The organism is Kitasatospora sp. NPDC001664 (assembly GCF_053596675.1).
The window spans coordinates 86051-106744 of sequence record NZ_JBSFGS010000010.1; the positions used below are offsets into that span (position 1 = coordinate 86051).

The 20694-nt window shown below is 74.5% G+C and carries 23 protein-coding genes; 16 read left to right on the plus strand and 7 right to left on the minus strand.

The features are described 5' to 3' along the window. Window positions 1-258 precede the first annotated feature (258 nt). Both ACWCYY_RS16030 and ACWCYY_RS16035 read left to right on the plus strand, forming a co-directional pair. Window positions 259-1857 (plus strand): DUF6351 family protein, encoded by a 1599-nt coding sequence (locus ACWCYY_RS16030; protein ID WP_345289028.1) that lies wholly within the window; start codon window positions 259-261, stop codon window positions 1855-1857. A gap of 224 nt (window positions 1858-2081) precedes the next feature. Further along, a complete protein-coding gene (locus ACWCYY_RS16035) occupies window positions 2082-2804 on the plus strand; it encodes an alpha/beta hydrolase (protein ID WP_449796348.1) in 723 nt (240 codons plus the stop codon). Window positions 2805-2869: 65 nt separating this feature from the next. Here the strand turns inward: ACWCYY_RS16035 and ACWCYY_RS16040 are convergent, their stop codons facing one another. After that, on the minus strand, window positions 2870-3316 hold the full coding sequence (locus tag ACWCYY_RS16040; protein WP_345289030.1) for a MarR family winged helix-turn-helix transcriptional regulator: 447 nt from the start codon (window positions 3314-3316) through the stop codon (window positions 2870-2872). A gap of 106 nt (window positions 3317-3422) precedes the next feature. Here ACWCYY_RS16040 and ACWCYY_RS16045 point away from each other — a divergent pair, with 106 nt between their 5' ends. Beyond that, window positions 3423-3815 (plus strand): nuclear transport factor 2 family protein, encoded by a 393-nt coding sequence (locus tag ACWCYY_RS16045; protein ID WP_345289031.1) that lies wholly within the window; start codon window positions 3423-3425, stop codon window positions 3813-3815. 63 nt (window positions 3816-3878) lie between these two features. On the opposite strand, the gene ACWCYY_RS16050 is transcribed toward ACWCYY_RS16045, so the two are convergent. The 5 genes from ACWCYY_RS16050 to ACWCYY_RS16070 form a co-directional block, all read right to left on the minus strand. Beyond that, on the minus strand, window positions 3879-4937 hold the full coding sequence (locus tag ACWCYY_RS16050; protein ID WP_449796349.1) for an alpha/beta fold hydrolase: 1059 nt from the start codon (window positions 4935-4937) through the stop codon (window positions 3879-3881). Window positions 4938-5007: 70 nt separating this feature from the next. Next, window positions 5008-5433: an Ohr family peroxiredoxin gene (locus ACWCYY_RS16055; protein WP_449796350.1), complete on the minus strand. Its 426-nt coding sequence runs from the start codon at window positions 5431-5433 to the stop codon at window positions 5008-5010. Between the two features lie 44 nt (window positions 5434-5477). Beyond that, on the minus strand, window positions 5478-6311 hold the full coding sequence (locus ACWCYY_RS16060) for an oxidoreductase (protein ID WP_345289034.1): 834 nt from the start codon (window positions 6309-6311) through the stop codon (window positions 5478-5480). Further along, window positions 6308-7234 (minus strand): alpha/beta fold hydrolase, encoded by a 927-nt coding sequence (locus ACWCYY_RS16065; protein ID WP_449796351.1) that lies wholly within the window; start codon window positions 7232-7234, stop codon window positions 6308-6310. The genes ACWCYY_RS16060 and ACWCYY_RS16065 overlap by 4 nt, the downstream gene beginning before the upstream one ends. Window positions 7235-7251: 17 nt before the next feature. After that, a complete protein-coding gene (locus ACWCYY_RS16070; RefSeq protein ID WP_380149930.1) occupies window positions 7252-8112 on the minus strand; it encodes an alpha/beta fold hydrolase in 861 nt (286 codons plus the stop codon). 236 nt (window positions 8113-8348) lie between these two features. Here ACWCYY_RS16070 and ACWCYY_RS16075 point away from each other — a divergent pair, with 236 nt between their 5' ends. From ACWCYY_RS16075 to ACWCYY_RS16090, 4 genes are all read left to right on the plus strand, one after another. Then, on the plus strand, window positions 8349-8777 hold the full coding sequence (locus ACWCYY_RS16075) for a hypothetical protein (RefSeq protein ID WP_449796352.1): 429 nt from the start codon (window positions 8349-8351) through the stop codon (window positions 8775-8777). A gap of 262 nt (window positions 8778-9039) precedes the next feature. After that, window positions 9040-10365: a hypothetical protein gene (locus ACWCYY_RS16080; RefSeq protein ID WP_449796353.1), complete on the plus strand. Its 1326-nt coding sequence runs from the start codon at window positions 9040-9042 to the stop codon at window positions 10363-10365. Window positions 10366-10584: 219 nt separating this feature from the next. Further along, a complete protein-coding gene (locus tag ACWCYY_RS16085; protein WP_449796354.1) occupies window positions 10585-10980 on the plus strand; it encodes an SsgA family sporulation/cell division regulator in 396 nt (131 codons plus the stop codon). 148 nt (window positions 10981-11128) lie between these two features. Next, complete coding sequence (locus ACWCYY_RS16090) at window positions 11129-12343, plus strand: saccharopine dehydrogenase family protein (protein ID WP_449796355.1); 1215 nt, start codon at window positions 11129-11131, stop codon at window positions 12341-12343. A 156-nt stretch (window positions 12344-12499) separates the two neighbouring features. Here ACWCYY_RS16090 and ACWCYY_RS16095 read toward each other — a convergent pair whose 3' ends face one another. Continuing rightward, the gene (locus ACWCYY_RS16095; RefSeq protein ID WP_449796356.1) at window positions 12500-12736 is read right to left on the minus strand and encodes a hypothetical protein; all 237 of its coding nucleotides are present in this window, start codon (window positions 12734-12736) and stop codon (window positions 12500-12502) included. Window positions 12737-12985: 249 nt separating this feature from the next. Here ACWCYY_RS16095 and ACWCYY_RS16100 point away from each other — a divergent pair, with 249 nt between their 5' ends. The 9 genes from ACWCYY_RS16100 (at window position 12986) to ACWCYY_RS16140 (ending at window position 20507) form a co-directional block, all read left to right on the plus strand. Continuing rightward, window positions 12986-14470 carry a transferase gene (locus tag ACWCYY_RS16100; protein ID WP_449796357.1) on the plus strand — a complete coding sequence of 495 codons (1485 nt, stop codon included), beginning with the start codon at window positions 12986-12988 and terminating at the stop codon, window positions 14468-14470. Between the two features lie 76 nt (window positions 14471-14546). Continuing rightward, a complete protein-coding gene (locus ACWCYY_RS16105) occupies window positions 14547-15248 on the plus strand; it encodes a DUF4328 domain-containing protein (RefSeq protein WP_449796358.1) in 702 nt (233 codons plus the stop codon). Beyond that, window positions 15245-15739, plus strand: a complete 495-nt coding sequence (locus ACWCYY_RS16110) for a RipA family octameric membrane protein (protein ID WP_449796359.1) — start codon at window positions 15245-15247, stop codon at window positions 15737-15739. The genes ACWCYY_RS16105 and ACWCYY_RS16110 overlap by 4 nt, the downstream gene beginning before the upstream one ends. Next, complete coding sequence (locus tag ACWCYY_RS16115; protein ID WP_345289046.1) at window positions 15736-16047, plus strand: DUF7701 domain-containing protein; 312 nt, start codon at window positions 15736-15738, stop codon at window positions 16045-16047. The genes ACWCYY_RS16110 and ACWCYY_RS16115 overlap by 4 nt, the downstream gene beginning before the upstream one ends. A gap of 79 nt (window positions 16048-16126) precedes the next feature. Then, window positions 16127-16696 (plus strand): RNA polymerase sigma factor, encoded by a 570-nt coding sequence (locus ACWCYY_RS16120; protein ID WP_449796360.1) that lies wholly within the window; start codon window positions 16127-16129, stop codon window positions 16694-16696. Beyond that, window positions 16693-17523, plus strand: a complete 831-nt coding sequence (locus ACWCYY_RS16125; RefSeq protein WP_449796361.1) for a zf-HC2 domain-containing protein — start codon at window positions 16693-16695, stop codon at window positions 17521-17523. The genes ACWCYY_RS16120 and ACWCYY_RS16125 overlap by 4 nt, the downstream gene beginning before the upstream one ends. 140 nt (window positions 17524-17663) lie before the next feature. Continuing rightward, window positions 17664-18473, plus strand: coding sequence for an ABC transporter ATP-binding protein (locus ACWCYY_RS16130; RefSeq protein WP_449796362.1), 810 nt, complete (start codon window positions 17664-17666; stop codon window positions 18471-18473). Window positions 18474-18478: 5 nt separating this feature from the next. Then, window positions 18479-19873, plus strand: coding sequence for a hypothetical protein (locus tag ACWCYY_RS16135; RefSeq protein WP_449796363.1), 1395 nt, complete (start codon window positions 18479-18481; stop codon window positions 19871-19873). Window positions 19874-19934: 61 nt separating this feature from the next. Beyond that, window positions 19935-20507 carry a hypothetical protein gene (locus ACWCYY_RS16140; protein ID WP_449796364.1) on the plus strand — a complete coding sequence of 191 codons (573 nt, stop codon included), beginning with the start codon at window positions 19935-19937 and terminating at the stop codon, window positions 20505-20507. Window positions 20508-20694: the final 187 nt, after the last annotated feature.

Here is a 20694-nt window from a genome sequence, read left to right on the forward strand (position 1 = left end):
CGACGGCCTCAGGACCGGGTCTCACCCGGAGATGTCGTCGTCACCCGCCATGTCTGCCTCTGCTCGTGTTGCCGATGGGTCGTTCGTTCGCCAGCGTAACAGGACGGTCCGCAGGTCCGTCGACCGGTTTTCTTCGGTGTGTCGAAGCAGCCGTCGCCCGCCGTCATTTGACGGATCCTCAGCGGCGACGGTGCGCGGGAGCGTCGTCCCCATCAGCCCCGGAGCCTGCGCCGGGGCGCCTGACGACGGGAACCTCACGTGAACCGACGACTCCTCGCCGCCCTCGCGGCGGCCGTGCCACTGGCCGCCGTGGTGTACGCCCCCGGGGCCGCCGCGGCACCGCCCGCCTGTGCGGCACCGGCGGTGAAGGCCCCGCCCGGGACGGTGGTCGAGCGGGCGGACGCCGTCGCCCGTGCCGCCGGGGACTTCGAGGTGCCGGCCGTCTTCCCGCTGCCGTCCCAGCGGATCCCTGACGTCCCGGCGTTCTGCGACGTCACGGTGGTGCTCGCCCACCCCGGCCAGGGCGACCACGCCACCGTCCGGGTCTGGCTGCCGCAGCAGAACTGGAACGGCCGGCTCCAGACGGTCGGCGGCAGCGCGTACGCCGCCGGGGACTACGGCAGCGGTCTGGCCGCCGCGCTGAAGAGCGGGTACGCCGCCGCGACCACCGATGCCGGCGTCTCCAGTTACATCGACGCCGGATGGGCCCTGACGGCCGGGGGTTCGGTCAACCGGCCGCTCCTGGAGAACTTCGCCTCGCGCTCCGAGCACGAGGCGGCCGTGGTGGCCAAGGCGGTGATCGCCGGGCACTACGGCCGCGGCGCCTCCTACGCCTACTTCAACGGCTGCTCCACCGGCGGGCGGCAGGGCTACGCGGAGGCCCAGAAGTACCCCGAGGACTACGACGGCATCCTCGCCAACGCTCCGGCCGTCCACTGGGACGAGTTCGAGGTGGCCACGCTCTGGCCGCAGGTGGTGATGAACGAGGCGAAGACCTACCCGAGCGCCTGCGAGTTCAAGGCCTTCACCGCGGCCGCCGTCCGGGAGTGTGACCAACTCGACGGCGTACGGGACGGGTTGGTGACCGATCCGGGCCGCTGCGGCTACGACCCGCGTCGGCTGGTCGGCACCGTGGTGGAGTGCGAGGGCAAGGCGGTGACGGTCACCGCCGCCGACGCGGAGGTGGTGCGCCGGATCTGGGACGGGCCGCGCTCGGCCTCGGGCGAGCGGCTGTGGCCCGGGGTGCCGGTCGGCGCCGAGCTGGGCGGCGGCCTGGCCGGCACCCGGGTGGACGAGGCCACGGGCGCACGGGTCGGCGCGCCGTTCCCGGTGCCGGCGGCCTGGGTGAACTCGTGGGTGCGCAAGCAGCCCACGGCGGACCTCTCGACGGTCACCTCCGGCGAGCTCGCCCGCCTGTTCCGCCGCTCGCAGGCCGAGTACGACCGGGTGATCGGGACGGACGACCCGGACCTCTCGGGCTTCCGCAGGGCCGGGGGCAAGCTGCTCACCTGGCACGGCCTGGCCGACGAGTTCATCCCGGCGGACGGCACGGTCCGCTACCGGGAGGCGGTGGAGCGGCGGATGGGCGGTGCGAAGCGGACCGACGAGTTCTACCGCGTCTTCCTGGCGCCCGGCACGGCGCACTGCGCCCTGAACACCGCGGTCGGGGGCACCGACGCCCTCGGCGCGCTGACGGCCTGGGTCGAGCAGGGCAAGGCCCCGAAGACCCTGCCGGCGGCCCTGGCCACCGCCGACGGACGGACCGTCAACCGGGAGCTGTGCCCCTACCCGCAGCTGCCGCGCTACCGCGGCCACGGCGATCCGGCGCAGGCGTCCAGCTTCCGCTGCGCCGCCTGACGCACCGTCCGGCCCGCACCCCGCACCCCGCTCCCGGGGTTCGGGCCGGACGCGTTCGTCCGTCCGTCCGGCCGTGCGTCTGTCCGGCCGTCTGTCCGTCCGCCGTCCGTCCGTCGTCGGTGGGCGATCATTCAGTCATTCGACTGATCCCGAAGGCGGGTGACATGCCGGAGGCTGGGACGGCTCCCCGTTCTCATCCTCTTCTCCCCTCCGGAGGGTCCGTTGTGATCCGCACTCCCGTCCTGTTCGTCCCCGGTGCCTGGCTGCGCGCGAGCTCCTGGGAGTGCTGGGTCGAGCACTTCGCGAACCACGGTTACCCGGCGCACGCCCCGGGTTGGCCGGGGACGCCGCCCGATCCGGGGTTGGACGAGCTGACGGGGCACTACGCCGGGATCGCCCGCGCCTTCGAGGTGCCGCCGGTGCTGATCGGCCACTCGGTCGGCGGGCTGGTCGTGCAGCACCTGCTCGGGGACGGTGTCGGGCGCGCGGCGGTGGCGCTCGCGCCGGCGCCGATCAACGGGGTGGAGCTGCTGGAGCGGGAGTGCGCGCCCGAGTGCACGGGGAGTTCCGTCGAGCTCTCCGTCGAGCGCTTCCACGAGCTGCTCGCGAACACCGTCGGCCGGGAGGAGGCCGAGCTCCTCCACGAGCGCTACGCAGTGCCCGCGCCGCGGCGCCTGGTCGAGGACGTGCTGCGGCACCGCGGCACTGCCGTGGACACCGCCAACCCGGCCCGCGGCCCGTTGCTGCTGGTCTCGGGGCAGGAGGACCGCCTGGTCCCCGACCACGTCACGCGCGCCGTCTACAAGCAGTACGGCGACTCCACCGCCCCGACCGATCTGAAGCAGTGGGCCGACCGTGGCCACTCCCTCACCGTGGACGGCGGCTGGCGCCCCGTCGCCGACCACGTGCTGGGCTGGCTGACGGAGCGTGGGATCACGCCCGGCTGAGGTCGGGCAGGGACGGTGCCTCGGGTGGCGCTGTCCCGGGCGACGGTGTTTCGGGAGACGGTGTCCTACGCGGCGAAGGGGCCCTCGGCGACGAAGCGGTGGAGGAGGCGGGCGAAGGTCCTGGCCTCCTCCTCCGGCCAGTCGGCGAGGGCCGACTCGATGGCGGCGGCCAGGCGGCGGCGGGTGGTCGCGATGACCTCCCGGCCGGCGGGGGTGAGGGCGAGGAGGGTGGCCCGGCCGTCCGCGGGATCGGGTTCTCGGCGCAGCAGTCCGGCCTGTTCGAGGCGGTCGGCGCGGCGGGTGACGGTGGTGCGGTCGAGCTCCACCTCGCGGCCGAGGTCGGCGGCGCTGCACGGTCCGGTGCGGGCCAGGCCGCTGAGGACGGGGTAGGTGAGGTCGTCGACCGCCGCCCCGAGGCCGTCGGTCAGGTGGGCGTAGAGGCGGGCGCGGGTCCCGCGACGGAGGAGCTGGCCGAGGGCGTGGGCGATGTCCTCGCCGGTGGAGTTGGTCACCCTCGAAGAATAGCGTGCGCTGCGCACGCTTTTCGGCTAGGGTCAGATGCGTGCTCGAAGCACGCATCCACTCTCGTGTGCCAGCCCCTGCCGTGGAGGAACTCCCATGTCCCGCACCGACATCCGCACTGCCCTGACCGACCTGCTGCTGACCCCGGGCCTCGCCCTGGAGGAGGCCGCGGACCGGCACTTCGCCCCCGACTACCGCCAGCGCACCGACGGCCGCTGGGACGACCGCACCGAGTTCCTCGCCCACATCGCCCACCTGCGCACGGTGGTGGCGGGCGGCTCGGTCGAGGTCCACGACGAGCTCTCCTGCGGCGACCGCTACGCCGACCGCCACACCATGGAGGTGGTCAAGACCGACGGCTCCACCGTCCGGATGGAGGTCTACCTGTTCGCCGAGTTCGCCCCCGACGGCCGCTTCCGCCGGATCGAGGAGACCACCCTGCTGCTCGAAGGGGCCGAGGGCGACCGGAACCTGGGCAGTGCCAGGTGACGGAGCGGACGCGGACGAGGGGGACCGTCGGGTGACGGTCCCCCTCGTCGTGCGGGGCGCGGGTCAGAGGTGGTCGGCGTCGACCACGGCCTGGGCGAAGGCGGTCGGGGCCTCCTGGGGGAGGTTGTGACCGATGGCCGGCAGGGCGCGGTGCTCGTACGGGCCGGTGAACATGGAGCGGTAGGACGCGCCGTCGCCCGGGGCGGTGAAGGGGTCGCGCCCGGCGTCGAGCGTGACGGCGGGCACGGTGATGACGGGACGCCGGGCGAGCCGGGCCTCGTACTGGTCGTAGCGGTGCTCGCCCTCGGCGATGCCCAGGCGCCAGCGGTAGTTGTGGACCACCACGGCGGCGTAGTCCGGGTTCTCGAAGGCGGCGGCGGTACGGGCGAAGGTGGCCTCGTCGAACTGCCAGGTGGGGGAGACCTGTTGCCAGACGAAGCGGGTCAGCTCACGGCGGCGGTCCGCGTCCTGCATCGCCCGCGCGCCGCGCTCGGTGGCGAAGTAGTACTGGTACCACCAGGTGTGCTCGGCCGCCGCCGCGATCGGGCTCCGCTGCGCCGCCCGGTCGGTGATCAGGTAGCCGCTCACCGAGACCAGGGCCTTGACCCGCTCGGGCCACAGTGCCGCCAGGATGTCGGCGGTCCGCGAGCCCCAGTCGAAGCCGGCCAGCACTGCGCGGTGGATCCCGAGCGCGTCCATCAGGGCCAGCACGTCCAGGGCCACGGCGGACTGCTGGCCGTTGCGGAAGGTGCGCGGGGAGAGGAAACGGGTGGTGCCGTGGCCCCGGAGGTAGGGGACGATCACCCGGTAGCCGAGGTCCGCGAGGAGCGGGGCGACGTCCACGAAGCTGTGGATGTCGTAGGGCCAGCCGTGCAGACAGATCACCACCGGCCCGTCAGCGGGGCCGAGTTCGGCGTATCCGACGTCGAGCAGCCCGGCCCGGACCTGCCGGAGAGCCTGAAAGGCGGTGTGGGCGCCCGGGGTGATGACCGGGACGACGGGGGTGTTCTGCGTGGCGGAGGAGCGGGACGAGGCGAGGGCGGCCGGAAGACCGGTGACGGTCAGCGAGGCGGCGGCCGCGCCGGTGCCGAGGGCCTTGGTGAAGGTACGCCTGGTGATCATGAGGAGCCTTTCGGGGCGGGGCTCCGGGCCGGCCCGTCGAGGACCGGCCCGGAGCGGGAGGGGCGGGGGGTCAGACCGCGACGGCCTTGACGGTGACCGGGATGTTGCCCCGGGTGGCCTTCGAGTACGGGCAGAGCTGGTGCGCGGCGGCGCCGAGCTCCTCGGCCATCTCCTGCTCCACGCCGCCGAGTTCGAGGTTGAGCACGGCGCTCAGGCCGAAGGCGTCGTCCGCCCCGTGGGTCAGCGTCGCCTCCACCGTGACGCGGGTGCTGGTGAGCCGGACCTGGCGGCCGGCGGCGGCCCGTCGCACCGCGCCGAGGAAGCACGCGCCCCAGCCGGCGGCGAAGAGCTGCTCGGGGTTGGTGGCGCCGCCGGCGCCGCCGAGCTCGGCGGGTATGGCGAGCGCGGTGGTGAGAAGACCGTCGTCGGAGGCGACCTGACCGCCGTTGCGGCCCTCACCCGTCACGGTCACCGTTCCGGTGTAGCTGACTGTCATGTTCCTTCTCCTGTCGGTGAGTTGTTCGGTGCTCAGTTCGGTGCTCAGGCGGGGAAGTCCGCCGAGCGGCTGATCTCGGCCCAGTGCTCGGTCTCGGCCTCGCGGGCCCGGCCCGCCGCCAGGGCGGCCGTCACGGCCTGGGCGCCGAGCAGCAGGCGGCGCGGCGGGTCCGGGCGTCCGACCACGTCGAGGATCACCCGGGCCGCCCGGTCCGGATCACCGGGCTGGGTGCCGTCGTTGGCGGCCCGGTAGGCGTTCATCGCGCCGACCGTCTCCCGGTAGTCCTCGCCCACGGCGTGCAGCTCCATCGAGGAGCCCTGCCAGTCGGTGCGGAACGCGCCGGGCTCGACGATGACCACGGCGAGCCCGAACGGTGCGACCTCGGCGGCCAGCACCTCCGAGAAGCCCTCGACGGCGAACTTGGCGCTCTGGTAGGCCCCCATGCCGGGTGTGCCGCCGACCCGGCCGCCGACGGAGGAGAACTGCACGAAGGTGCCCGCGCGTTGGGCGCGCAGCACGGGCAGCGCGGCCCGGGTCACGTTCACCACGCCGAAGAAGTTCGCCTCGACCTGGGCCCGGAAGTCCTGGTCCGTCATCTCCTCGATGGGGGCGCTGTTGGCGTACCCGGCGTTGTTCACCACCACGTCCAGCACCCCGAAGGCCTCGACGCCGGTCCGGACCGCCTCGCGGGCGGCGGCCGGGTCCGTGACGTCCAGGGCCACGGCCCTGAGCCGCCCGCCGTGACGGTCCGCCAGGTCGGCCAGCCGCTCCGGGCGCCGGGCGGTGGCGACCACCTGTCCGCCGGCCGTGAGCACCGCCTCGGTGAGGCTCCGTCCGAAGCCCCTGGAGGCTCCCGTGATGAGCCAGGTTCCGGTCATCGTCCGTTCCCTTCGATGGATCCGTCCGGCACCCGCACGGGCACCGAACGGACGAACGCGCGCACCGCGTCGGCGAACACGGTGGGCTCCTCCAAGTGGCCGAAGTGGCCGCTCTCCGCCAGGACCGCCAGCCGGGACCCCGGGATCAGGGCGTGCAGCTCGCGCGCCCACCGCGGCCCGCAGACCACGTCGTAGCGGCCGACCACGACCAGGGCCGGCACGGTGAGGAAGGCGAGCGCCTCACGGTCGTCGATCCGGTCGGGGACGCCGTGCTCGTCGAGCGGCGAGATGTAGGTGCACCGAACCCGCTCGCGCAGCGGCCCGAACTCGCTTTCCCGGGACCAGAAATGGGCGAAGTAGACGGGCATGAGCGCGCGCAGCGCCGAGGTGATCTCCTCGTCGTCGGTGACGGTGCCGGCCGCGTGCAGACCGGCCAGCGCCGCCGGGAGCTCAGGGTGCGCCGCGTTCCGCGCGACGAACTCGCCCACCCGGGTGGCGGCCTCGGCCTGGTGCTCCGGGCCGGTCACCGGTGCGCTCTCGTAGAGCACCAGCCCGTGCAGCCGCCCGGGGTGGTGCAGGGCGAAGTGCTGGGCCACGAAGCCGCCGTGGGAGTGGCCGAGCAGGAACACCCGCTCCAGCGACAGGCGGTCGAGCAGGGCGGCCAGGCTGCGGGTGATCCGGGCCCGGGTGTAGCCGTCGGGGTGGGTGGGCAGGCGCTGCGAGCCGCCGGTGCCCAGCGGCTCCACGTAGACCACGGTCAGGAACTCCTCCAGGGCGGGTGCCCGGAGGTACTCCCAGTCGACACCCGGCCCGCCGGGCACGGCCAGGCAGACCGGTCCGGAGCCGTACACGTGGTAGCGCTGCTCCAGGCCGTCCACCCGGAGCAGGTGCGGGCCGGGGGAGAGGTCGTCGTTCTCGTTCATCCTCCTGCTCCGGCCGGTCAGTTGGCGGAGCGGGTGGTACGGGCGGCCTCGGCGACCACCCGCGCCACGGTGCCCGGGTGGGAGACGGCGACGGAGTGCGAGGCGGCCACCTCGGTGACCCGGGCGTGGGCCCGGCCCGCCATGAACAGCTGGGCGGCGCGCGGGATGTTCAGGTCCTCGGTGGTGACCACGTCCCAGCTCGGCTTCTCCTTCCAGGCGGCCACGGTGGCCGGCTCCTTCAGGGCCGCCTCGGCGATCGGCCGCTGGGTCGCGGCCATCAACGCGGCCTGGCCGGCCGGGACGTCGGCCGCGAACTGGTGGTGGAAGGCATCGGGGCGGATGGAGAGGTCGGTGGTGGTGGAGCCGTCCGGGAGCGTGTAGGTGACCGGGTCCAGGGTCGGCCCGAGCGTGGAGCCCGGGTACTTCCCGGAGAGCCCGAGCGCCGTCTCCCCGGCCTCCGGCAGGAACGCGGCCACGTACACCAGCGCCTTGACGTCGGGGTCCCCCGCGCCGGCCGCGCTGATCACCGAGCCGCCGTAGGAGTGGCCCACCAGGACCTTGGGGCCGGGGATGTGCCGGATGACCCCGCGGAGCGCGGCCGCGTCCGAGGCCGGCCCGCGCAGCGGCACGGCGGGCGCCACCACCGGGTAACCGTCCGCCTGGAGGCGCTTGATGACGCCGGACCAGCTGGACGCGTCGGCGAACGCCCCGTGCACCAGCACGATGGTGGGCTTGGCGCCGGCCGTGGCCGTGGCCAGGGCGGTTTCGGGTGCGGGGGCACTGGCGCTGGCGGTGGCGGTGCCGCCGACCACGGCCGTGGCCAGGGCCGCACTCGCGGCGGCCACCAGCACGGCCTTGGCCCTCTTCTCTGCTGCCATGGGACTGTTCCTCTCTGGGGCACCCGGGGTGACCGGGGCTTCTGATGACCACACCCTCGCCCGACCACCACCGGCCGCAGATCCGTCAGTTGACGGTCGGACCCTCGACACCGTCATGACCTCGGTCACCGGCGAGGGCCGACGTCAACTGACCGATGCGGCGCCGACGGCGGTCCGGACAGGGTGGAGCCGCAGCCGGGCAGACCGTCCGGTGCACCCCTTCACCGGAGGACCCCGTGACCGTCGTCAGCTTCCACCTCCTCTCCTCGCTCGGCCCGGCCGAAGTCCTGGACGTGCTCACCGATTTCGGGCCGGCGCGGGCGCAGGCCTGGCCCTCCATCGACGCGGCGCACTTCGCGGTGCACGGCCTGGGCGAGGGCTGGGCCGAGGTCACCGAGGGCACCGCCGCCGCCTGGGAGCGGGCCCGCTACGACTGGCAGCCCGGCGGGGACGAGGTCACCGTCACCACCCTCGACTCCAAGCTCTTCGGCCCGGGCGGGGGTTGGCACTTCCGGATGACGCCGGAGGGCGCCGGCACCCGGGTCGACGTCCGGCTGACCCGGACACCGGACACCCTGAAGGGGAAGCTGCTGGCCGCGCTCCTGCCCGTGGTCGCGCCGTCGGCGCTGCGGAAGTCCTTCGCCGGTCCGTTGAAGGTCCGCTGAGAGTCCGTCGAGGGTCCGCTGGAGGGTTTGCCGGCGGCTCCGGTGACGGTTCGCGGGCGGGCGTTCTCCGAGGGGCGTCGGCGGCGCGAGGCGCGGGCGGGTTCGCGCCCCGTGCGTCGAGTGCCTCGGGCGGCCCGACGCCGACGCTGTTCCGCCGCCCGGCCCGGCGGTACGGTCGGCCCGACTTCCCGAAGGCGGCGGGCGATCGGAGGCGATGGTGAATCCAGCGCGAAGTGGCGGCCGGTCCGGATCCGGGCACGCGGTGGTGCTCGGAGCGGGCATCGCGGGGCTGTGCTCGGCCCGAGCCCTCTCCGGGCACTTCGACCGCGTCACCCTCGTCGAGCGGGACGCCTTCGAGAGCGCCCCCGCCGTCCGGCGCGGCGTCCCGCAGGGAGCACACGTGCACTCGCTGACGGCCGCCGGCGCGGAGGTGCTGGACGGCTTCTTCCCCGGACTCGTCGCCGAACTGGTCCGCGCGGGCGGCACGTTCGCCGGTGCGCTGGACGAGCTCGACATCGTCTTCTTCGGCTCGCGCCTGCGGCAGGTGCCCATCGGCCGGGTGCTCCAGACGAGTCGGCCGTTCCTGGAGGGCCGGCTGCGCGAGCGGGTCGCCGCGCTGCCCAACGTCAGCCTGCGGCAAGGGTTCGAGGCCACCGCGCCGATCGCGGCGGGCCCTGCCCGGGCGGGCGGTGCCGGATCGAGCGGCGTACGGGTGAGCGGCGTGCGGCTGTCCCGGGCCGGGGTGGCCGGCTCCTCCGAGGACCTCGCGGCCGACCTCGTGCTGGACGCGATGGGCCGGGCCGGGCGGGGCGCGGCCTGGCTCCGCTCGCTCGGCTACCCGGCCCCCGCCGAGAGGCGGCTGCGCGTCGACGTCGGCTACGCCAGCCGCCGCTTCCAGGTGCCCCCGGGCGTGCTGGGCGCGGCGAAGGGCGTGCTGGTCGGGGCGACACCGGCGCGCCCGCGCGGCCTGGTCCTCACCCAGCAGGAGAACGACGCCTGGGTGCTCTCCCTCTACGGGTTCGGCCGGGAGAACCACCCGCCGCAGACACCGGAGGAGTTCCTGGCCTTCGCCGGGGCGATGCTCCCCGCCGCCACCAGGAAGGCGCTCGCGGTGGCCGAGCCGCTCACCGGGATCTCCGCCTTCAAGTACCCGGACTGCGTGCGCCGGGAGTACCACCGGCTGCGCCGGGTGCCCGAGGGCCTGGTCTCCGTCGGGGACGCGGTGTGCAGCCTGAACCCGATCTACGGCGCGGGCATGACGGTGGCCGCACTGGAGGCGCGGGCCCTGGCACGGTGTCTGGCCGACGGGCCGGAGGGCCTGCCGCGGCGCTTCTACCGGGAGGCCGCGCGGGCGGTGCGGCTGCCCTGGCTCTTCTCGACGATGGCCGACCGGGCCATGCCGCAGGTCCCGGGGACCCACCCCGCGCTGGCGCGGCTGCTGGGGAGGGCCTTCGGGGCGACGATGCGGGCCGCGGCCGCCGACGACCGGGTCGCCGTCAGCGTCTGGAACGCGGTCAGCCTGAGCGGTTCCCCGGCGGGCCTGGCGCACCCGAGGGTGACCGCGGCGGTGATCCGGCACTGGTCCTGACAGGCCGCCACCGCGGCCGGTCGTGAGGGTGGACCGTTCGCCGACGCGGCGTCAGCGGGCCGACGGCATCCGGTGGTCCGCCGCCGGATGCATGCTCCGCCGATTACGGGGCAGGCGCCTCCCGGCAGTCGGCAGTCGGCAGTCGGCAGTCGGCAGTCGGCAGTCGGTTGCGGGTTGCGGGCTGTGGGCTGTGGGCCGGGGACGAGGGGAGAGCGGCGGATGGCGGACTTGATCACGGCGCGGACGGCGATGCGCCACCACGTCGGGCCGCGCGCGGACGTGCCGGTGGAGCTGTACTACAGCACGGGCGACCCGTGGGCGGTCCGCTGCTACTTCCCCAAGGAACCGGTCCCGGTCTTCTGGGCCTTCGGCCGCGACCTGTTGGCGGAGGGCCTGGTGGGCCCGAGCGGCGACGGCGACGTGCACATCCGGCCGGTGGACGGCCGCACCACTCTGCTCGCCCTCTGCGGCCCGACCGGCGACGGCATCGCCGCGCTCCGGGCCCCGACCCGGGACCTGGCCGCCTTCCTCGCCCGCACCCACCGGCTGGTGCCGCCGGGAGCGGAGGGCGAACTGGTCGACTGGGACGGATGCATCCGTCGGCTGCTCCGCTGAGCGGGGCAGCAGGCGGTTCCGGTCCTCCGCCGATGGCTCCGGTCCTCCCCGGTCGGACCACCGTGCGGGCGGGGTCGTTGACAGCGCCCCGGCGGGCTCCTAGCGTGGCGCAGTCGATTACCCGCGAGTAGGTAGGCAGGGACAGTTGATGGCAGAGCCGCGCCCGTACGACCTCGTCCTGTTCGGCGCCACCGGGTTCACCGGCGGTCTCACCGCCGAGTACCTGGCCGCCGCCGCCCCCGAGGGCTGCCGTTGGGCGCTCGCCGGGCGCGACCGGGGCCGGCTCGCCGCCGTCCGCTCCCGGCTGGCCGAGATCGACCCGCGCTGCGCGGACCTCCCCCTGCTGGTGGCCGACGCGGCGGACCGCGAGGCGCTGCGCAAGGTCGCGGCCTCCGCCCGGGTGGTGATCTCCACGGTCGGCCCGTACCTGCGCCACGGCGAGCCCTTGGTGGCCGCCTGCGCGGAGAGCGGCACCGACTACGTGGACCTCACCGGCGAACCCGAGTTCGTCGACCGGATGTACCTGCGCCACCACGAACGGGCGGTGGCCAGCGGCGCCCGCATCGTGCACGCCTGCGGATTCGACTCCGTCCCGCACGACCTCGGCGTCCTCTTCACGGTGGAGGAACTGCTGCGCCGCGGCGGCCCGTTGAAGCAGCTGACGGTGGAGGGCTTCGTCCGGGTCGGCGGTACCGTCTCCGGCGGCACCTTCGCCTCGGCGCTGCTCGCCTTCTCCCGGCCCCGCGCGATGGCCGGGGCGGCGAAGGAGCGCCGCGCGGCGGAGCCGTGGCCGAAGGGGCGCCGGATCCACACCCCGATGGGCGGAGTGCGGCGCTCGGTGCCGGCCCGGGCATGGGTGGTCCCGATGCCCGCGATCGACCCCCAGGTGGTCGCCCGGTCGGCGGCGGGCCTGGAGGAGTACGGCGAGGAGTTCGGCTACACCCACTACGCCGCCGTCAAGCACCTGCCGGTCGCCCTCGGCGGCATCGCGACGGTGGCGGGCCTCGCCCTCGCCGCCCAACTACCGCCCCTGCGCCGCCTGCTGGGGAACCTGCGCAAGCCCGGCGAGGGCCCGAGCGCCGAGCAGCGGGCCCGGAACTGGTTCACCGTCCGTTTCGCCGCCCGGGCGGACGACGGCCGCGCCGTCCTGACCGAGGTCTCCGGCGGCGACCCCGGCTACCAGGAGACGGCCAAGATGCTCGCCGAATCCGCCCTCTGCCTCGCCTACGACGAACTCCCGGCGCTGTCGGGTCAGTTGACAACGGCTGTCGCCATGGGCCGCCCCCTGATCGACCGCCTGCTCAAGACCGGCATCATCTTCCGCGTCCTGGACGCCCTGCCGACCACCGCCCCGGGTCGCTGACGGCCCGCCGCCCGCCGCCCGCTGCCGCGTGTTGCCGACGGCCGACCGCCGCTCCGCAGGAGTCCGCCGGCCCTTGGGAGGGTGTGGACCGGGCCGGCCGGGCGGACGCGCGGAGCCCCGCCGCCCTCGGGCGTGCGGCGGCGTCCGGACGGTCGGTCAGTCGTTGTCGTAGGAGTGGTCCCAGGGGATCGTGCGCGCCGGCGCGTCATCCGCCCGTGCCGCCCCGAGGGCACCCGGGTGCCAGCTGGCCGTGTCCCCGGGGTTCAGCTCCAGGACCAGGCCCTCACCCTCCAAGTGCGGTGCGGCGTCCGGTCGTTCGAGACCGAGGAACTCCTGGCCCCCGGGCCCGATCCGGTACCACCCTGCTTGCTCTGCGGTCCATGCGTCGTCCATCTGCGGAGCGTAGGTTGCGCCCGGCGGACGGCCGGAGCGCAACGCCGGGGCCGTCGATGGGACCACTCGAAGGAGGGTACGCAGGGCGGGTGCGCGACGGACCTGTGTGAATCCTGGTGCGTGCGTACCGGAACGACCTCGTGCCGCTTCTGCCAACGGCTGCCGCCGAGCCCTCGTCCGCGTTTGAGGCCGGTGGTATGCGGTCAATTCGTATGGGTATCGATGTTCCGGCGCGGGGGGCGTGATGGGATGTCACCTGGACTGAGGCTGCTGGCCCGATGGGTCACCGCGGTGGCCGTCGTCGCCGCCTACCTCTCGCTGCACTTCGCGATCACGGTGTGCCAGGACGTACAGGCCCGCGATCGTTTCCGCGACGGCCCCGGGCGCGCCGCCGCTCTCACCCTCGTCACGGACCGGTACGCGGACGCGTCGGCGCGGGCCGAGGTCACCGCCTTGAGGGACTGGTTCGAGGCGCACGCCCCTGCGGGCCGGAGTCGGGAGACGGTGCGCGCCACCGCCGAGCTGCTGGCGGCGGGCGAGCTGTCCGCCGCTCGCGAGCGGGTGGTTCCGCTCGGCGCGGACGTCGCCCGGGACGGGGCGGCGCTCGAGCGCCACCTCGACTCCTTCGAGCAGGCCGCGCTGTGGTCGGCCGTGGTCGCGGGAGCCCTGGTCGCACCGATGGTGCGGCTCCGGCGTCGGCGCATCACGGCCGGCGAGGAACTGGTGCGCGTGGTGAACCGGTTCGCCGCGCGTCAGCCGCGGTGGCGCAGGCCGGTGTTCCTGTCCGTGACCTGGACCGGATACGCCCTGTTCCTCGCCGGGGCCGGGTCGGTCGCCAACGCGCAACAGCGCGGAGAGGAGCACTCGTTGGGGGTTCAGCTCCTTCTGCTGCCGATCGGGCTGGTCGCCGTCGGAGCAGGTCTGCTGATCCTCAGGTACTCCCGTCCCCGTTCGGCGCGGGGCGCGGCCCGCGCCCTGCGGGCGGACGGCCGTAAGCCGGTGCTGTACCTGCGCAGCTTCGCCGACGACCGGAGCGCGATGGCCGTCGACGACGCGATGGGATTCACCATCCACTCGCGGGAGGAGCAACTCGCCGCCTCCTTGAAGGCTTTCGGACCGGTGATCGCGGTGGGCCGGCCCGGGGAGCCGTTGCCGCACCTGGGGGCCGCACGGTTCTACCTGCCGTTGGACGACTGGAAGCCGACGGTCCTCAGGCTGATGGACCTGTCCCGGCTCATCGTGCTGCGGGTGGGAGCGGGGGAGGGGCTGCGCTGGGAGATCGAGCGGGCGTTCGCCACTCAACCACCGCACCGGATCGTCCTGTTGACGCCGGGGCGGACCGCGGACGCGGAGCGGAGCCTGGACGGCCTGATGCCGGTGCCGATGCGGCTCGCCGAGGTGGCGTCGGACACCACCTGGGTGTCGGCGGCGGTCGCGTTCGACCCGGAGTGGGTGCCACAGGTGCGGGCGGTGGAGCCCGCACCCGGCACCCTCCCGCGTCCCGGCTTCCTCCGCCGAGCCCTCAAGGCCGCCGCACCGCTGGTCTGGGAACCCTCACCCGCGCGGCTCACGGGCCGCGCGATGAAGGCCGCGCTGGCCTCCGTCGGGGTCCGGGGCCGGCTGGTCGTGTGGCGGAGCGACAGCACGATGTTCGTCGTGTGGTGGAGGGGCGTGCTGGTGCTCGCCGCGCTGGCCCTGCCCTTTCGGGTGCTCGACCTGCTCGGTGTCCGTTAGCGCTCGACCGAACTTCACACCGGGGCCGCACCGTCAGGGGCGGAGCCGGTGATCTGGACTCATTCGGAGGGGAACCATGGGGGATTCAGGGCAGAAGGTCCGGACCGACCTCGGCAGTGCCGGCCCCGCGCCGCACAGGCCGCTGGCGGGCCGGGCCGTCGCCGCCTCGCTGCTGATCGGGTTGCTCGTGGTCCGCGAGCTGGTGGTCGCGGTGACGGCGTGGCGGTACTACGCGCTCGTCCGCGACGCCCTCGCCGGGACGGCCACCGAGGCGGACGCGCTGGCGTTGGACTCCAGCTTCCTCACGACGGTCTCCACGGAGTTGGCGTACCTGCTGGTTCCCGGGTTCGCGGCCGGCCTGGCGTTCATCGTCTGGCTGTGGCGGGCTCGGGCGAACGCGGAGGCGATCAGCGGCCGGGACGCGCACCGCCGCTCCCGGCTCTGGATCGTGTGGTCGTGGAGCACGGTGCTGGTCAACCTCTGGTATCCCTACCAGCTCGTCTCGGACGTGTGGCGCGCCAGTTCGCCCGGGCGGTCGGCCTCCGACGGTCCGGTGAAGGCCTGGTGGGCGTTCTTCGTGATCCTCGGTTTCCTCACCCCGATCCAGCGAGGCATGGCCGAGGAGTGGACGAGCGAGGCCGAGGTGCTCTCCTCCGCACAGGTGAGCACGGTGCTGGCGCTGCTGAGTCTGGCGGCCGGTGTGCTGGCCGTCGTCCTGATCAGGCGGATCACCGCGTGGCAGGACAGCGCCCAGGAGCTCACCGGGAGCGTCCGGTGACCACCGTCCCCCTTCCCTCGCCCAGGCCCGGCCCCGGGCCGGCCGATTCGTCCGACCTGCTCGCGCTCTACGGCCTCGCGGTGGAGATGGCCGACCGGGTCTCGGCCCGCCGGGGCAGCGCCAACGCCTTCTTCCTCTCGGTCCAGACCGCCCTGGTCACCGTCCTCGGCCTCGGCATCCCCCGGCTGGAGGACTCGGCCTGGTGGGTCGTGGCCGCCGTCACCGTCGCCGGCATGACGCTCTCGGCGGCCTGGTGGCTCCAGCTGCGCACCTACCGGGACCTCAACGCCGCGAAGTTCCGGGTCATCAACGCGCTGGAGCAGCGCCTCCCCGCGCAGATCTTCACCGAGGAGTGGGACCACCTCAAGGCGGCCCCGTCGCCGAACGGGCGACGCGGCCGGTACGCCGAACTCGGGCTCTCCGAACGCCTCGTGCCCCTGGTGTTCGCCGGGGTCTATCCCCTCCTGCTCGTGGGAACGCTGCTCAGGTGACCTACATCGACCGCCTCGCCGACCTCATCCGGTCCTGCCTGCCGCCGTCCGCGGTGCCGCCGCCCGACTCCGACGGCCTCTTCCGCATCTACGCGGTCCTGCTGCGCGCCAAGGGGGAGCAGGTCACCGACGAGGACGTGCACGACGCCTGGTCCGCCTGGATGCGATCGGTCGACGGCGGCCACCGCGCCCTGGTGCCGTTCCACGACCTCCCCGCCGAGACGCGTGCCCACGACACCCCGTACGCGGAGGCGATCCGGGAGGCGGCGCGCAGGACGCGACGGGCCGGGGCGGGCGAGGGGGCCTGACCTGGCGTTCCGTCAGCAGAGTGTGAGGCAGGTCACCTGATTCCGAGAACCTGCGGGCGGTCTGCGCCGTCTGGCAGGTGTGAGAACACGCAGGAGGGCGCCAGGGGCGCTGGAGACACTCGACGAGGAACAGCTCGTCCGGCTGGTCGCGCGCGGTGAGCGGGCGGCCTTCGACGAGCTGTACCGGCGGACGGCGCCGTGGCTGGCGGTCCGGCTGCGGCGGCGCTGCGCCGACGAGCAGATCGTCGCCGAGGTGATGCAGGAGACCTACCTCGCGGTGTGGCGCGCGGCCGGGGCCTTCGCCGGGAGCGTGGTCGGCGGCTCGGCGGTGGGCTGGCTGTGGACCATCGCCGCACGGCGGCTGGTCGACGCCTTCCGCCGCCGTGCGCACCACGCGGAACCGCCGGCGGCGGCCGTCGAACGGGCGGTGGCGCCCGGCGCCGAGGAGGAGGCGCTGGCCGGGACGGTCGGCGGCGACGTCGGTGACGCCCTGCGGCGCCTGGCACCCGAGCTGCGCGAGGTGCTGCAGGCCACGGTGCTCGACGGGCTGACGGTCCGGGAGACCGCGGTGCTGCTCAGACTGCCCGAAGGCACGGTCAAGACCCGTGCGCGCCGGGCCCGGATCGCGATGCGGAAGGCACTGACGTGAGGGCGGATCGCAAGGGCGCGGACCTGGAGCACGCGTCGAGGCAGCTGATCGACGACTACGCGGGCGGCGCCGTGGAACTGCCCGCCGACACGGTCTGGGCGCTGGAGGCGCACCTGGAGGGCTGCGCACCCTGCCGGGGGCTGTTGGCGGCGTCCGTGGCCACCGGGGCGCCGGACCTCAGCGTGCTGCTGGAGACCGTACGGGTCGGCCTGGAGGCGCAGTTGGTGACCGCGCCGACGCCGCAGCGGTGCCGCCCGCCGTGGTTCTCCGCCTGGCTGACGCCGGTGATGGGCCCTTGGCTGGCGATGACCTTCGCCGTCACCGCGCCGGCGCTGTTGCTGGACCGGGCCGGGCTACCGGGTCCGTTCGGCGGGGTGTCGCCCCTGCTGCTGCTCGCGCCCGTGCTGCCGCTCGGCGCGGTCGCCGCCTCCTGGTCGAGCGCCCTCGACCCTGCGCACGAGCTCACCGCCACCACCGCCCGGGCCGGCCTGCCCCTGCTGCTGCGCCGCACCACCGCGGTGCTGGCCCTCGTGCTGCCGCTGCTCCTGCTGGAGGGGTGGCTGACCGGCGCCATGACGGCCGCTCAGTGGCTGCTTCCCTCACTGGCCTTCACCTCCACCGCCCTGGCCCTGGGCAGCTTCGTCGGCGTCACCCGCGCCGCCGCCGCGCTCACGGGCGGCTGGGCGGTCGCCGTCCTGACCCCCGCCGTGGTCGCCGGTCGCGCCCCCCTGGTGCCCGCCCCTGACCAACTCCCGCTCTGGGCCGCACTGCTGGCCATCGGCGCCGTCGCCGTGGCACTGCGCAGGAACGCGTACTCGACACGGTGAAGACCCGCTCGAACCCGACCCGCTCGAACCCGACCCGCTCGAACCCGACCCGCTCGAACCCGACCCGCTCGAACCCGACCCGCTCGAACCCGACCCACGGTGACGACCACTCCTACCCGACCCCGAAAGGCCCCCAGCACATGACACCCGCCACCAGCGCGGCCGACATCGCGCCCAGGACCTACGCCTGGGAGATCCGGGCCACCGGCCTCAAGGTGCGGGCCGGGCGCACCAAGATGGCCGTCGACGGCCTCGACCTCTCCCTCGGCACCGGCGCCCACGGCCTGCTCGGCCCCAACGGCGCCGGCAAGACCACCCTGATCCGCGCCCTCGCCACCGCGCTGCGCCCCGCCGGGGGCGAACTGGAACTGCTCGGCAGCCCCGTCGGCGGGCGCACGGACCACCGGTCGCTGCGCCGCCGGATCGGCTACCTCCCGCAGGAGTTCGGCTACTACAAGCGCTTCACGGTGCGTGAGTTCGTCGAGTACATGGCCTGGTTGAAGGAGGTGCCGGCAGCCGAGATCTCAGGCGCCGCCCAGCGGGCGGTGGAACGGGTGGGCCTGGCGGACCGCGCCGACCACCGGATGAAGACCCTCTCCGGCGGCATGGTGCGCCGGGCCGGCATCGCCCAGGCGATCGTCAACGACCCGGACGTGTTGCTGCTGGACGAGCCGACGGCCGGGCTGGACCCGGCGCAGCGGCTGCGATTCCGCGAGCTGCTCCAGGAGTTGGGGCGGGAGTCCTGTGTGGTGGTCTCCACCCACCTGGTGGAGGACGTCGCGGCGGCCTGCACGGACGTGGTGCTGTTCGCGGCCGGCCGGCTGGTGTTCCAGGGGACGCCGGAGCAGCTGGCGGCGGCCGGTGGGCCGGAGCATCCGGGCGACAGCCCGTTGGAGCGCGGATACTCGGCGATGCTGAGCAACTCCGGTCAGATCGGGGGCACTTGGTGACCGGGATGACACGGATGCTGCGCACCGAACTGCGGCGCTCGGCCGCCCCCTGGGCCGGTCTGCTGGTCCTGGCCGGAAGCCTGGCCGTCCTCTTCCTGATCGACGGGGTGTGGTGGCGGGGCACGGCCGGATGGACGGCGCAGTGGACCTCGATGGCGATGTGGACCAGGTACCTGCTGGGCTTCTGGTGGCCGCTGGTGGTGGGCCTCGGCGCGCTCCACGGCCTGCTCGACGCGCGCTCCCGGATGACCGAACTGCTGGCCACGACGCCGCGAACTCCCTGGCAGCGAGCGGCCGTTCCGGCCGGGGCAGCGGCCCTCGCCCTCGTCGTCGGTTTCGGGCTGCTGGTCCTGGTCGGCGCCGTCCGGGTGGCGGCCGGTGCGAGCGAGTACCCGACCCTCGGGTGGGTGCCGCTCTCGCTGGTGGCGGCGCTGGCCCTGGCAGCCGGTGCGGTGTTCGGGATGGGCGTCGCACGGGCGCTCCCGTCGGTGCTCACCCCGCCCGCCCTGACGGTGCTCGCCCTGCTGGCCGTCAGCCTGCTGCGACAGAACGGCGACCAAGCGCTCCCGGCGGGCCTCGCGCCGAACCGCCTCTCGCTGCTCTCCCCGACGGTGGTGGAGCCCAGGGAGATGCTGCTCACCCTCTCCGGCCCGGTCCACCTCGGTCAGACCCTCTGGCTGCTCGGCCTGCTCGCCACCGGCTTCGCCCTGCTGGCCGCGACCACCGGCCGGGCCCGACTGCTCGCCCTGGTACCGGTGTTGGCCGGTGCCGCGCTGGCGCTCGCCGTGCTCCCGGCCGAAGCACGTGACACCTACGTGGTCGACCGGGCGGCCGCCGCCCCGGTCTGCGACGGCCCGGTCTGTGTCACCAGGGCCAACGCCGCACGGCTGCCCGAGCTGGCCGGGCGCGGACAGGAGGCGCTGGAGGTGCTGCGCCGCACGCTGGGGGAGAAGGCCCCCGGAGCGATCACGGAGGACACGCGGCTGCGCGGGCTCGGCGAGGACCGCCTCCTCACGGACGGTGCGGTGCTGGTCGACTTCGACGAACGCGTCTTCACCGACGCCACCGGCCCGGCCCTGACCCGGGCCCTGGTCGGCCAGGGCCTGGCGCCGAACTGCCACGGCCACAACGACCGCGAGGGCGGCGGGGAGGAGGGCGTGGCCGTGCAGAGCGTCCTCGCCTCCTGGGCGCTCGGGGACGCACGCCTCGTCCCGCTGGAGCAGCCCGGCACCGACGAGTACGCGCGCCGGCTCTGGGCCCAGGCCGAGACGGCGCGGGCGAAGCTGACGGCACTGGGTCCGCAGGAGCAGCGGACCCTGGTCGCGGAGGTCCGGGCGAGCGCCCTCTCCTGCGACCGCGGCGCGCAGCTGCCGCTGCTGACCGGGGAGGTCCAACGGTGAACCGCCGTACGCCGTCCTCCCGTTCACGCCGCGTGCCGTCGTCCGCCCGGGAGGTCGCCCGATGAACTGGACGACGCTCTACGCCCGTTCACGCCAGGTGCCGCTGTCGGCGGCGGCGGTCCTCGTCCTCGGGACGGCCGTGGCGGCCCTCGCGCGCGGAGGCGACGGATCGTCCAACCCGCCGCTCGCCGCCCTGGTGATCACGGCCGCCGTGGCGGCCGGCAGCATCGGACTGGCGGGCCAGGACAGCGACTTGGACCGTACCGCCGCCATCCGCTGGGCCCCGCGCCGGGCGGCCCATGTCCTGCTGCTCGGCGCCGCGACCGCCGCCGCCCTGCTGGCCGCCCGCGCGGCGGGCGCCGACCTCGCCCCGACCTCCCTGCTGGTCCGCGACAGCGCGGGCCTGACCGGCCTCGCCGCCCTCGGGGCGGTCCTCGGCGGCGCGGCCTACGCCTGGACCCTGCCCACCGCCTGGCTGGCCGTCACCCTCTGCGCGCCGACCGTGCCCGGGCGGGCGGGCGAGATCCTGAACTGGACGGTGCTCGACCCGGCACCCGCCGCCTCCGCCTGGACGGCCTGGGTCCTGGCAGGTGTCGGCACCCTGCTGTACGCGGTGGCCGGCCCACGGCGCTGACGGGCCGACCGCCTCGGCCGACGCGGCGGGGTTCAACTAGCGAATACCGAACGGCCTCTTGACGCTTCGAGGCTCCATGGATTCACTGGACCCCGCCGCATCGGCATGCCCACCCCCGGCTCCATCCCCCACCTCGGCAGGATCATCCCCACCTGAGTGGGAGCGCTCCCACTCCTGATTCCGCCGG